The sequence below is a fragment of the Tetragenococcus koreensis genome (assembly GCF_003795145.1).
Classification (GTDB): domain Bacteria; phylum Bacillota; class Bacilli; order Lactobacillales; family Enterococcaceae; genus Tetragenococcus; species Tetragenococcus koreensis.
This window is the reverse complement of sequence record NZ_CP027786.1, coordinates 2,654,639-2,668,002: the sequence shown is the minus strand read 5'-3', so window position 1 is coordinate 2,668,002 and position 13,364 is coordinate 2,654,639. Positions and strand designations below refer to the sequence as shown.

The following is a 13,364-nucleotide window of genomic DNA, read 5'->3' as shown; positions in this document are numbered from 1 at the left end:
TAGCGCTTTTTTATGTTGTTAATTCGTAACTTTCAGCAATTAAATCCTTAATATGATTGATAGAATTTACTTCATTTAAATTAATACTAACCCAGTTAGATTTATCCATATGATACGCTGGGTAAATTCCGCCCCTTTTTCTCAATGGTCCGATAAATTCTTTTCTTACTTTTAAGTTCAATATGTCAATTTCTTCATCTTCAGCTAGCCCTAATTTGTCTTCTGTTATATTCATAACCAAACCGAACCACTTTTTATTGTCGTTATGTCGCAATGCTGCGTAGTTTGAGTAAATCTTCCACGGGTAATCAGGCTTCACATTATAATTCTCTTTGATAAATTCAAAAACTTCCTCTCTACTGATCATAATTTTCACCTACCTTGATAGAAGTCTTCTGCTATAATTTCCTTACTTGCTAATTCTCATTGTAAATTAATGCTAACATATTCCAGAAAAAATGTAATTGTAATTTTTCTAAACGCTAGAAAATTCTTACTAGACAATCGAGCAAAGAAAGTGAATAAAACGATAATCGATTCTTGATTTAGCAAGAGAAAGTTTATCTTCTTATTTTTCGGATAAGACTTTCCGATTTCTTTCTCCGTGTTCGAATTTTCGGATAAGGTTTCTCTAAACTATTATCTGTGATTTCGTTTTCGGATAGTGGATTGTCGAACTTTTTTTCTGTTATCTATTATTTATTTGACCGCTAGGGAATATAAATAAAATTTACACTTAAAGAAAAGTATAAAGCATAGGAAAGGAAAAGAGCAACTGAAAGACCCTTATTGTTGTCCAATGCTTTGAACATTTTTATTTTAAATGACAAAAAATTCAAATAAGCAAATTTTATTTATCGTCTAAAAACGGATGCCTATTTATATGAATCATTTCCATTATATGTTCTATTAAAAATAGACCATAAGTTTAATTACCAACAAAATGACTAGCCAATCATGACCGTTTCTTCTGGATATCTAAATTTTGCTTCTTTTTTATTTGCACGTACAACAAGGGAGAAGAAAAAGGTCATCACTCCTACCCTACCTATAAACATTAACAATACAATGATTATTTTCCCAATATCTGTTAAATCCGGTGTCAGACCCATAGTGAGTCCTACTGTTCCAATTGCTGAAATTACTTCAAATACAATATATTCTAACCCCAAACCATTCACATCAGGAATTGTTTCTGTGACAGAAAGAATAATTGTGCTTAAAATAATAAGTGTTAAAAATAGAAAGAATAAACTAAACGCGCGCATAACAGTCCCTTCTTTAATCATACGCCCGCGAAACTCTGCCTGGCTTCGGCCTTTAAATGTACTGTGCATTCGAATTAGTAATACGCCAAGTGTTGTCGTCTTTAAACCACCAGCCGTCGATCCAGAGGTTCCTCCAATAAACATCAAAATCATAGTTAACATCAATCCCGCATGAGTCATCAAAGCATAATCAACAGAGAAAAAACCAGCGGTGCGTGGCGTAACAGCCATAAAAAAAGTATTACAGAATCGTTTTACCGGATCCCCTTCAACAAAGAGAACAGGATTATGATATTCTGTAATGAAAAAACCCAAAGTTCCTAAGACTAATAAACTAATAGTCACTAAAAGAGCGATTTGACTGTGCAGATTCAGGTGGAACTTTCGTTGAGCTGTGGACAATAAGCTACTCCAAACAAAAAAGCCAAGTCCCCCTGCGATAATTAAAATACTTATCACCATTAAAATCCATGGATCCCTTTGAAAAGAAACCAAACTATTTCCAAATAAATCAAACCCTGCATTACAGAAACTTGAAATAGCGTGAAAAAGACTATACCATAGTCCCTTCTGCCAGCCCATCAGAGGAACAAAACGCAGTGCTAATAGAATAATTCCTATCCCCTGTATGCTAAGCGCAATTTTTAATAAGCGTAGCAGCGAATGGACTTCTCCAGACATTTCTTCGGAATTTAACGCTTCTCGCAGGACCATGCGGATACTTAAACTAATCTTCCTTTTAGAAAGAACAAAGAACATCACTGGAATTGACATGAAGCCTAAGCCGCCGATTTCAATGAGTAACAAAATAACCGCCTGTCCAAAAAAAGTCCAATGTTCACTCGTTGTAAGCGTAGTTAAGCCAGTCACACAAGTAGCCGATGTAGCCGTAAAAAGCGAGTCTATAAACGAAGTAAATTCACCACTTTTAGACGAAATAGGAAGCATTAACATACCCGTTCCTATCAAAATTAAGCTAGCAAACCCAAGTGATATTATTTGAAAAATGGTTAAATGAAATCGTTGAATTTTTTGCATCGTAACAGCTAGCTCCTCTACTGAAATAAGCTTATTATAAAGAACTCTTGCGCCATTTTCAACAATTATTTTTAGTTTTTAAACGCTAGAAAATTCTTACTAGATAATCCAATTGGGCAAAGAAAGTGAATAAAACGATAATCGATTCCTGATTTAGCAAGAGAAAGTTTTTCTTCTTATTTTTCGGATAAGACTTTCCGATTTCTTTCTCCGTGTTCGAATTTTCGGATAAGGTTTCTCTAAATTATTATCTGTGATTTCGTTTTCGGATAGTGGATTGTCGAACTTTTATCTGTTATGGACTATTTAAGAGTATTTAAAGGCTATTCTCCTGTTTTTCGGACAGAACTTTCCATTTCCTCTCTCTGTGATTGAATTCTTGGATAAAAGTTATCTAAAACGTTGTCTGTGATTTCGTTTTTGGACAGAAGATTGTCAAACCTTTATCCGTTTTATCTATTATTTATTTGACAACTAGGGAATCTAAATAAAATTTACATTTAAAGAAAAGTATAAAGCCTAGGAAAGGAAAAGAGCAACTGAAAGATAGGTTATCTTACAATTTCTCTTTTTTGCACTTAACTTTATTCTAGTTAATGTTTCTTAATTAAAAGGACCTTATTCAATAGTTTTAATTAATGCTGCCCAATCCAAATCTTCTAGTCCATTTTCTATTCCTTTGGAAAAATGTTCTTTGGCTAGCTCGGCCAGTGGTAAAGAAGCATCTGCCTCTTGGGCTGCTTCTAATGCTAAATTAGTATCCTTTAAACCTAGAGACATTTTAAAGCCTGCCGGTTCAAACTCTTCATTTACCATAATAGAGCCATAATTATCATAAATTGGCGAACCAAAGAATGTGCTAATCACATCAAGGAACGACTGAGGTTCAATTCCGTTTTTCTGTGTGAAAATAAAAGCCTCCGACAATGCTTCTAGCATCGAAACAAGTAAGAAATTATTGCCTAATTTTGCAACATTTGCTAAGTATGGTTCTTCCCCCATAACAAAAATATCTTGACCGATAACTTCTAAAATTGGGGTTATTTTTCCCTTTCTTCCTCAGGCCCAGCAACGATTAGATGAAGGTTGCCTGATTGAGCTACATCTGGTCGTCCCAAAACGGTGGTGGAAATAAAATGTTTTCCTTGCTCGGTGTGGGCTTCATTTAATCTTTTGGCACAATCCACACTAATCGTGCTAATAGCAACATGAATGCCCTCTTTTGACAAACCATTTAAGATTCCATCCTCACCAAATACTACTTGTTCTGTTGCTTGATCCCCTGCTAAAACCGTAAAAACGACGTCTGTGCGGAAAGCAACTTCAGACGGACTCATTGCTTGGGTTGCACCTTCAGCAACAAGAGGGTCTGCTTTACTTGCTGTACGATTATAAACCACCAGTTCATGCCCTGCTTGCAATATATTTTCTGCAATAGGGTATCCCATATTCCCTAATCCAATAACGCCAACTTTCATTCTATTCATCCCTTTACTATTTTTAATAAGAAAATCAAAAGCATGATATATCACTTTTTTATGCGTTTCACCAATATATTTCATATACTTTTTGACTATATAGAACTACACTGAATTTAGTTAGACGTTAGGAATGTCTTAGTAACTATACTATCAGATAATTTATTATTGTCGAGGGGCAAAATTAAAACGTTAAAGGGGGAGTGTCGGACCAACTGAATCGCTTAGCTAAAATCGAATCGTAATGATAGCTTAACGAAAGGAGATCATTTTATGAAGGCATATGCAATTGAAAATTATGGTGGGCCAGAAGCATTGAAAGAAATGGAGTTTCCTAAACCAGAAGTCAGAGATAACGATGTATTGATCGAAATTGAAAATACAGGAATTAGTCCCTATGATACAAATGTTCGTGAAGGAAGTGAATCCAGTGGCGATCGGATTGACTATCCTATGCCCTTTATTCTTGGATGGGATGTTTCTGGATTTGTTCGCGAAGTTGGAAAAAACGTGACAAAGGTACAAGTTGGTGATCCTGTTGTAGCCACTCAAGACCAAGATCGACATGGAGGCTACGCTGAATATATTGCCGTAGACCAACGTTTAGTCTTTAAAAAGCCTGAAACGCTGTCCTTTGAAGAAGGAGCAACCTTAGGAATTAATGGTATCACTGTCTATCAAGGCTTGGTTGAAGAAGCAGGTATTTCTCAAGGTGATCGTATTATGATTCACGGCGGCGCAGGTGGTATCGGTATTGTGGCTATTCAATTGGCTAAAAGTAAAGGCGCTTATGTTTATACTTCAGCTAGCCCCCACAATCATGACTTCCTATACGAGCTAGGAGCAGACGAAGTGATCGATTATAACACCACCGATTTTTCAGAAGTTTTATCTGATCTTGATATCATTCTCGATACCCGGGGCGGGGAAACTTTAGAAAAAAGCTTTGATGTCTTAAGGGAAAATGGCCATTTAGTTGCCTTACAAGGGATCGACCTAGACAAAGCAAAAGCACGCAATGTTCAAGGTCATCTTATTATTACTGATTTGAGAGAAGATTATTTCGAAAAAGTCGTTGAACTATTCGGTAATGGAACAATTAAAGTTCATTTTGATACTATCTACCCTCTATCCGAAGTTCATCAAGCGCACAAACATATTGATGAAGGTCATGGACGCGGAAAACTTGTGCTGAAAAACAAAGCTTAAAAAGTAAAAATCACTACGCCTGCTATTATTAGGCGTAGTGATTTTTTGGACATGAATAAAAGCATTCTCGTACCATTATTCTTCCAAAAGTTAACTGTAATAACAAAAAAGTATTTAAAAGGTTATATTCTCTGAATGTTAAAATTTAAATTATCTTATTTTAGCTTATTTAAAGAGAACTAACCTGCTTAATTTCTTCAAGTATATCCTCTGGGTTATTATCAAGTAATTGAATTAATCTTCTAGCACTCCCATTAGGTTCTGCTCCATTAATTTCCCACTTTTCAATCGTGCGAGTAGAAACGCCTAAAATATCAGCAAAACCTGCTCTTGAAACGCCAATTTTACTACGAACGTCTTTCATTTCTTTTCCAGTGTAAGAAGGAGACTCTGTCAAATTGTAACTTCTAACCTCAATTTCATTAGATTCCCCGCTTGTTAGAGCAGTTAATTCTTTAAGCGATTCTTTTAGAGATTCACGCATGACACTCAACCCTTTCTTTTATAACTCTTTTTTAGTAACGTAGAAGTCTCTTTAAACGAACGAGGATAGAAGAAATTGATTTTATTGACCATAGATTCTCCCTTACTACGCTGCTATCGTAATTTAACGATATACGCTAGTAGCGTAATTGCCAAGCGTTGCACTTCCTAATTGAAATACATCACTAGCAAAAATTAGATATGGGGGTTTTACTATTATTAACCTTTACCAGGTTCTGTTTATCCACGCCGTAAGTTCATTTTTTGATGGATAACCCACCACTTTCATCATTTAATAAGGCCGGACCAACAGGCATCTGCACAACGTTTTTCGAATTTTTTTGAAGAATAAAACTAACTAGCGTACAAAAAAAGATAACGTACATTCTTAAATGCTTGCTATCATTTTTACCTCTTTATTCTCGATTTTATTACTTTCGATACATACGCTTTTAAATTTTCAAAATCATCTTTTTCATAAGTAGCTATATCAATAACTAATTGAATACCTTCATCTAGTTCAAATTGAATTTCATATCCATTAAATTGTAAAAACGAATCGACTGCCATCATTGCTGTTCTTTTATTTGCATTAAAAAATGGATGTCTTTTGACTATATTAATCATTAAAACAGCAGCCTTTTCTTCCATTGAAGGATATAATTCTTGATTGAATATGTTCTGTGAGGGCTGATTAACAGTCATTTCCAAAGCGTTCAAATCCTTAACACCCATTTGCTCTTTGGGAGAATAGTTTGTAATTTGAAAGGCGTTTATTTTAGATATATCTTCCACTATTAAATAATATATGCTCATCTCGTTACCAGAGATTTGTATAGCTCATCATGCTTTTGCACAGATTTAGCCATAACCATTTCTAATCTTTTTTGATGTTCATCTTTCTCTTCTTTCTTGACAAGAATTTCTTTTAACTTATCTTCATCAACATAAACTGTATCAGATTCCTTTGCTCCAATACTTTCTAATAAGTCTTTAGATAAAGTAACTACAACTGAATTTCCAACTTTTCTTAATTTTCTTTCATGAATTGTCATTTGCTTTACCACCTTCCGTATATCTTGTATATCCAATATATCAAAAAAGTGTCGATTCAGCAATTTTTCATGTTACTACTGGGTTTTAAAAAAATTTTTCTAACGATTTTCGAATAGTTGACATCCTTTCCAAATTGCTTGAAATACATTTTATAAGCTTTCGTCTAATAAAAGAGCAACTATAAAAAGAGAACAATAATACCATTCTCACGGACACATGTAATAAAGTTTAAATCGAGCCTTGTTTTAACTTTTAATACTCTACTTTTTCTTACTTAATAATAGTAGTTAGTTCCCCTTGGTTATCGAGTTCGGTCACCACTGTTATACAAGGTGTTAGTTGATTAAAATACGATTTTAAATGAACTGTACCTTTTCCAGTTCTATTTTCATAGATAACATTGCTTTATTTTCCTGTTTCTGCAAAACGTTTAATTCTTTCTCCTATTTGGTCACGAACATTTTGGAATACAGCCCATTTTTCTTCTTCGCTCCCTTGAGCTTTCACTGTATCGTCAAAACCCCAATGGTTACGTTTTACTTGGGGAGGTGTCATTGGACATTTGTCCGCAGCGTCCCCACATAAAGTCACCACAAAGTCCGCGTTGTTTAAAGCTTCTGGATCAATAATATCAGATGTCTGGTTAGAAATATCAATATTGACCTCTTGCATTGCCTTTACTGCGTTTGGATTTAAACCATGCGCTTCAATACCTGCACTTTTCACTTTCCAATTATTTCCAAGATATTTCTTTCCCCAACCTTCAGCCATCTGACTTCTGCAAGAATTTCCAGTACATAAAAAATAAACCATTTTTTTAGACATCATCATTCTCCTTGATAAAATAAAACAATGTTAACTAACGTAATTAATAAAATGAAAAAATTAAAATCCTATCTGCTTTAAAATAAGCTCAAGGAAAGTTTAGTTAAGTCATTGGGCTACCAGATTTTCCTATTTAATCAACAAACAATCATTCTCTTAATATTCATACCCATCAAACCAGTGCTTCGTTTTGTTGGAAAATTTGACTAATAATAACATCGTAGGAACTTCTATCAAAACACCTACCACCGTTGCCAGTGTTGCTCCAGAATTTAACCCGAACAAAGAGATCGAAACAGCTACGGCAAGTTCAAAAAAATTACTTGTACCAACCATGGCCGCAGGTGCTGCTATAGAAAATGGAAGCTTACATGCTTTTGCGCCTCCATAGCCAAGGAAAAAGACAGCAATATTTTGAATAATTAACGGAATAGCGATCAATAGAATATGGAATGGATTGTTTATAATTTGGTTTCCTTGAAAAGAAAAAATGATGACTAATGTTAACAGCAAACCTACTCTAGTCGTTCCGTCAAACTTATTTACAAACGTGTTTTCAAAATAGTTTTTTCCTTTATTTTTTACCACGTACTTTCTAACAATGATTCCTAACACAAGAGGAATTACGATAAATACACCTATTGAAAGAAAAAGAGTTCCCATTGGTACGGAAACATTTCCCACTCCTAATAAAAGTGCAACGATAGGCGCATACAAAAAGAGAACAATAACATCATTCACAGAAACTTGTAATAACGTATAAGCTGGGTCTCCCTTTGTTAAACCACTCCATACAAATACCATTGCTGTACAAGGTGCTGCACCTAAAAGAACAGCTCCAGCGATATACTCTCTACCTAGCTCGGGACTCAAAAACGGTCTGAACACAACTAAAAAGAAAAAAGCTGAAATGGCAAACATGGTAAATGGTTTAACTAACCAGTTAATTGTGGTTGTTAGCATAAGTCCTTTAGGTTTTTTCCCTGCGTGTAAAAGGCTGCTAAAATCTATTTTTAACATCATCGGAAAAATCATTAGCCAAATCAGAATTGCTGTAGGTATCGATACATTATAATATTCAAATTGATTTAAAAATTCTGGAATTGCTGGTAAAAGTTGACTTAATAAAACACCAGCAATCATGGCAAGCGCCACCCAAAGCGATAAGTAACGCTCCCATAGCCCCATACCGCCAGTTTCTTGTGAAGTTGCTTCTTGTACTACATCATCTTTCATTTTTTTCTCCTTTAAACAATCTATTTTTAATCAAGAAATACAAACGCTAAACTGCTAACTCGTTTTCTTTTTACATCTATTTACACAATTAAATACGCAACACATAGAATTTTTTCTATCCATCCGTTAGAAAATTAAAAGCCCTAATTTAAAATATTATGCAAAGCTGCGCCAGAAATTTCTTCCGGGTGCCATTCTACTACTGCATAATGATCATCAGATAAATCAGCTACTTTATCGATCCATGTATTTTCACTTTGTGCTCGAGCCATTAACATTGGATTGGTTGTACCACTTGTTAACATACTGTTGTTTGTGACCCACCAAGTGTGTGCAATTCCTGCTCTATCTAAATCTTTTTGTAATCTCACGGATTCATAAACAGGCGTTGTTTCTGGCAAAGTCACCATCACTACTTCAGTTTCTTGGCTATTTTGCAAACGAGGTAAAAGCCGTTTTACTGACTCTGGTACTTCGCCAGAGGTTCTTTCTACTTCTTTATGATAACTTTGCGTGGAATCAAGCAAAAGTAGCGTATGACCCGTTGGTGCTGTATCAATCACTACTACATCACAATCAGCATCATCGACAATTTCTGCAAAAGCTCTAAAAACAGCTATTTCTTGTGTACAAGGAGAACGCAGGTCTTCTTGTACATAAGCGATGTCCTCGTGTGACATGGTTTCACGTGCTTTGCTCAACACTTCTTCTTTATAAGCTGCTAGTTCTTTATCTTCATCGATGTGACTTACTTTGATTTGATCAGAATCTGAAATAACAAATTGTAAATGTGCAGCTGGATCCGTTGTAGCTAAATGAACTTTCTTGCCTTTATCCGCTAAACCTGTTGCAATAGCGGCAGCGATCGTCGTTTTACCAACTCCGCCTTTTCCCATCGTGAAAATTACTTTCTTATCGGATTGATCCAATTCCGTTATAATATCTTTTAGTTTTGGAAACTCTCTAGGTGTAATAATTTCTGCTTTAAAATCGTCTTGATCAGGTTCCAATAAATGACGTAAATTCTCAATTCCGGTCACATTGTAAGAACGTAAAGGAATACTGTAATCAAGTAATTTTTTTAATTCCTCGGGTTTTTGCGATAATGCCTCTAGTTGTTTATCATAAATGAACTGTGACACTTTATCTGTTGCTTTTTCCAATACACCATTAACGAGCAATGTTTGATTTTTAATACCAACTTCTTGCAATTCTTTTGCAGCACGATTGGCTTCTAAAAGCGAAGATTTTTGCGGTCTTGTTACCAACATCAAGGTTATTTTCGTTTCATCAGCTAAGGTTTTTACTGCATGTTCATAAGTTTCTTTTTTATCTCCTAGCCCAGACAATTGCCCTAAACAAGAGGCACCTTTAGTATTTTCATCCATAAAATTATTCCAAGCAGAAGGTAGTTGTAACATTCTTAATGTATGGCCCGTTGGCGCTGTATCAAAAATAATATAATCATACTTTTTTTCAGCTTCAGGGTCGGTTAAAAAGCCAGAAAATTCATTAAATGCAGCAATTTCAACCGTGCAAGAACCAGATAATTGTTCCTCCATATTTGCTACAGCTGAATCAGGTAGTTTACCTCTAAACGGACCAACTACGCTTTCTTTATAATCCTCAGCTGCAGTCACTGGGTCAAAGTTTGCCACTGTTAAACCAGGAACTGACGGGATTTCTTTTCCTTTATTTGTTAATTCTGTCTGAAAAACATCTTGTAAATTACTAGCAGGATCAGTGCTTACAAGCATTACATTATTCCCTCTATCTGCTAAATAAGTAGCCGTACCGCAAGCAGTCGTTGTTTTACCAACTCCTCCTTTACCTGTAAAAAAAAGATATTTGGTTAAATTTAATTTATCTGGCTGATAACGTTGCATGTCTTTTTTTCCTCCCAAAAATTAGTTATATACTTGTTAAATAGTTGTCGTTTGTTCTATCGTTTTCTCTTGACTTTCAGCGCTAAAGGAACAGTCACTTTTTTCCATTGTATGACAGCTACAATCTTCAGTATTTTGGATCAAGTTTTGAATAATGCCAGAAAGAAACTTCATATTCTCTTCATTTAATGAGTAATTATGCCATGTTCCTGTTTTTCTCGTTTGGACAATGCCTGCATTGATCAATACCTTCATATGATGTGATAAAGTAGGCTGAGTAAAGTTAAAACGTTCTAATAAATCGCACGCACACATTTCCCCACAAGATAGCATATCCACAATTTGAACCCTTTTTTGATCCCCTAAAGCCTTAAAAACCTTTGCAGTTAATCTGTAATCCAATTTCATCCCTCCATACATAGAAGTTTTTCTATATATAATATAGACACTTGTCTATCTAATGTCAATAGTTAACATAAAAAAAGCTCATGAGGGAAACCCCACAAGCTTTTTGAAATTTTTAACAGCATCCACTAGATGGAAGAGCAGCAACTATTTTCTTGTTTTTCTTGCTTATCTTCAGATAAATTAACACCTGTGTAGACAGCAAACTCATCATTTGATGGATAACCCGCCATTTTTACTATTTCACCATCTAGCAAGACAACCGGTAAAATTTCTGCTCCCTTAGTTTGTAATAAGTCTCCAATTTTCGCATTTTCGACAAATGCACCTGGATTATTCGTTAAGTTAAAACGTTCGACTTCTACATCATCTGTATTTTCAAGTGTTTGAACAACAGAAGACATACGTAATAACTCCGTATCCACGCCTGGGCCACATACTCCGGTATCACAACACATTGCTGGTTCATATAACGATATTTTACTCATTTTTACATAGCTCCTTCTTTTAAATTCGTTTTAAAAATTTGATTTATAACTTTTTGGAATTGGTCAACATTTTCTATAACTAGAGAATAGTAATGCCATTTCCCTTCTTTACGAGCTGTCACAATCCCTGCTTCGATCAATACTTTCATATGATGTGACAACGTTGGTTGAGTAAATTCAAAGTCATCTAAAATATCACAAGCGCATTTTTCGCCAGTTGAAATCATATCTAAGATCTGAAGTCGGTTTGGGTCAGCAATAGCTTTCATAATTTTTGATAATCTTAAATAGTCCACAGTTCCACCTCCACATAGATGCTTATCTATGCATAATATAGAACTTTATCTATGCTTTGTCAACCACTAATTTTTTTGAATTTACCCAAAATCTGAAGGGCCTATCCAATAAAAGAAAACCGCACCGTTATCCCCAGTGGAAAACTGGGCAACGGCACGGTTTTTCTTTATCCACAAGACCAATCTGTGGACACAAAAAGCCTTCCGCTATGGTATTATTAAGTTGCACCAAAACAAACCATAAATAACGAAAGGCTAGGTGTATTATACCATGAATCCGACCGATATTTATCAAGTAAAACGAGATTTTTTTCAATTTTCCCAGAAACTCGCGCAAGGATTGGCCAAACCGGATCAAAAATTTATATTCGATATGATTTTTGGCATGGTCAAAAGCCAGTCCCCGCTCCTATCTGATATCGCACGCGCTTTAGAAGAGGATACGCGTCTTCTTTATACCGTGAAACGTTTGTCCCGTCGTGGGGCGGATTTTGACGATTTTCATCCCTTGCACCAAAATTATTTACAAACGGTTCAACCTCATTTGCAGGAAGATATGCTGGTCATCGTCGATAACTCCGATATCACGAAGCCTTACGGCGAACAATTTGAAGCGCTCGCTCGTGTTCATGATGGGTCTCGTGGTGGCACAGAAAAAGGCTATATGTCGGCTAACATCTCAATTGCTTCTCCCAAGACGAAACATCCGATCCCGATTTGTTCCCACTTGTTTTCGGTTGCGGAAGAATATTTTGACAGTACCAATGTGGAAACCTATAAAGGATTAAACCTGGTGAAGCGTTTATTTCAAGAAAAAACCTATACGCTCGTTATGGATCGTGGTTACGACAGTAATGATATGTTTACATTTATGCATAAGCAAGACGATTCCTTTATCGTTCGGCTCCAAGATAAGCGCTACCTAAAGTATCAGAATAAACGGATCAAGGTGCCCGAATTAGCGTTAAGAAGAAAAGGGAAGATCACTTTTTCTTCGACCATTAAAGGCAAGAAATATGCATTGAAAGTCTCTCATATTCCCGTAGAACTTCCGTGTCTCTCTAAGGTCCCGCTGAATATGGTGGTCGTCTATGGCTACGGCCAAAAGCCCATGAAATTATTAACGAATAAACCCATTAAGAACAAAGAAGACGTCTTAGCGATCGTCAAAGCTTATATTACGCGTTGGCGGATTGAAGAGAATTTTCGTGTCCAAAAACAAGAATATCACTTAGAGAAAGTACGTACGCTCCACCTCAATAGCTTACGCTTGATCCATTGCTTAGTGAGTTATTTGATCGGGCATCATAGCTTATTATTAGAAAAAGAAACGTACTATGTCAAACAAGTGCTTCATCGCGCCAAAGCCACATTTTCGGACCAAAAGATCCGCTTGAAGCTGTACCGCTTCATTCGAGGGCTGGCCGAGATTCTCCGATTTGATTCGACGGGCATTCAAGCCTATAAAAGGGTGAAAAAACGACCCAGGGCTCATCAACTTGCGCTCGCTGTGTGAAGCGTTCATTGAATATTTTTAAAAAACGCATATTATTCTGTGCGTGCTATTTGTGTGTCTTATTTTCGTAAAAGAAGCCCCTAATAATTGTTCAAAAGGAAAAACCAATAAAATAACATAGATTGCACGATCTTTTACGTAAAATGGGTAAATTCAAACTAATTTTTTTTAAAAAAATTT

At 35.6% G+C, this 13,364-nt stretch carries 14 protein-coding genes and 1 pseudogene; 2 read left to right on the top strand and 13 right to left on the bottom strand.

Annotated elements, in window-relative coordinates; translation table 11 throughout:
- Positions 1-10 precede the first annotated feature (10 nt).
- From C7K43_RS12795 to C7K43_RS13530, 4 genes are all read right to left on the bottom strand, one after another.
- Positions 11-367: an MmcQ/YjbR family DNA-binding protein gene (locus C7K43_RS12795; protein ID WP_124007153.1), complete on the bottom strand. Its 357-nt coding sequence runs from the start codon at positions 365-367 to the stop codon at positions 11-13.
- A 580-nt stretch (positions 368-947) separates the two neighbouring features.
- Positions 948-2,306: a TrkH family potassium uptake protein gene (locus tag C7K43_RS12790; protein WP_124007152.1), complete on the bottom strand. Its 1,359-nt coding sequence runs from the start codon at positions 2,304-2,306 to the stop codon at positions 948-950.
- Positions 2,307-2,924: 618 nt separating this feature from the next.
- A complete protein-coding gene (locus C7K43_RS13535; RefSeq protein ID WP_222591148.1) occupies positions 2,925-3,308 on the bottom strand; it encodes an NAD(P)-dependent oxidoreductase in 384 nt (127 codons plus the stop codon).
- A 38-nt stretch (positions 3,309-3,346) separates the two neighbouring features.
- Positions 3,347-3,868, bottom strand: a complete 522-nt coding sequence (locus C7K43_RS13530; protein WP_234748037.1) for an NAD(P)-dependent oxidoreductase — start codon at positions 3,866-3,868, stop codon at positions 3,347-3,349.
- A gap of 189 nt (positions 3,869-4,057) precedes the next feature.
- Between C7K43_RS13530 and C7K43_RS12780 the strand changes: the two genes are divergently transcribed.
- Entirely contained in the window at positions 4,058-4,993 is a 936-nt protein-coding gene (locus C7K43_RS12780; protein WP_124007151.1) for an NADP-dependent oxidoreductase, read from the top strand.
- Between the two features lie 169 nt (positions 4,994-5,162).
- Here C7K43_RS12780 and C7K43_RS12775 read toward each other — a convergent pair whose 3' ends face one another.
- From C7K43_RS12775 to C7K43_RS12735, 9 genes and pseudogenes are all read right to left on the bottom strand, one after another.
- On the bottom strand, positions 5,163-5,477 hold the full coding sequence (locus tag C7K43_RS12775) for a helix-turn-helix domain-containing protein (RefSeq protein WP_124007150.1): 315 nt from the start codon (positions 5,475-5,477) through the stop codon (positions 5,163-5,165).
- A gap of 407 nt (positions 5,478-5,884) precedes the next feature.
- Positions 5,885-6,292: a type II toxin-antitoxin system death-on-curing family toxin gene (locus C7K43_RS12770; RefSeq protein WP_124007149.1), complete on the bottom strand. Its 408-nt coding sequence runs from the start codon at positions 6,290-6,292 to the stop codon at positions 5,885-5,887.
- Positions 6,289-6,531, bottom strand: a complete 243-nt coding sequence (locus tag C7K43_RS12765) for an AbrB/MazE/SpoVT family DNA-binding domain-containing protein (RefSeq protein WP_124007148.1) — start codon at positions 6,529-6,531, stop codon at positions 6,289-6,291. Before C7K43_RS12765 ends, C7K43_RS12770 begins: the two co-directional genes overlap by 4 nt.
- Before the next feature lie 406 nt (positions 6,532-6,937).
- Positions 6,938-7,357: an arsenate reductase (thioredoxin) gene (gene arsC / locus C7K43_RS12760; RefSeq protein WP_124007147.1), complete on the bottom strand. Its 420-nt coding sequence runs from the start codon at positions 7,355-7,357 to the stop codon at positions 6,938-6,940.
- Between the two features lie 156 nt (positions 7,358-7,513).
- Positions 7,514-8,593, bottom strand: coding sequence for an ACR3 family arsenite efflux transporter (gene arsB, locus C7K43_RS12755; protein WP_124007146.1), 1,080 nt, complete (start codon positions 8,591-8,593; stop codon positions 7,514-7,516).
- Positions 8,594-8,736: 143 nt separating this feature from the next.
- Entirely contained in the window at positions 8,737-10,479 is a 1,743-nt protein-coding gene (arsA, locus tag C7K43_RS12750) for an arsenical pump-driving ATPase (RefSeq protein ID WP_124007145.1), read from the bottom strand.
- Between the two features lie 36 nt (positions 10,480-10,515).
- Positions 10,516-10,881, bottom strand: coding sequence for an ArsR/SmtB family transcription factor (locus C7K43_RS12745; RefSeq protein WP_124007144.1), 366 nt, complete (start codon positions 10,879-10,881; stop codon positions 10,516-10,518).
- Between the two features lie 118 nt (positions 10,882-10,999).
- Positions 11,000-11,372 (bottom strand): annotated as a pseudogene (gene arsD / locus C7K43_RS12740) (arsenite efflux transporter metallochaperone ArsD).
- A 2-nt stretch (positions 11,373-11,374) separates the two neighbouring features.
- Positions 11,375-11,668, bottom strand: a complete 294-nt coding sequence (locus tag C7K43_RS12735; protein ID WP_124007142.1) for an ArsR/SmtB family transcription factor — start codon at positions 11,666-11,668, stop codon at positions 11,375-11,377.
- Between the two features lie 271 nt (positions 11,669-11,939).
- Here C7K43_RS12735 and C7K43_RS12730 point away from each other — a divergent pair, with 271 nt between their 5' ends.
- A complete protein-coding gene (locus C7K43_RS12730) occupies positions 11,940-13,184 on the top strand; it encodes a transposase (RefSeq protein ID WP_123935186.1) in 1,245 nt (414 codons plus the stop codon).
- Positions 13,185-13,364 lie beyond the last annotated feature (180 nt).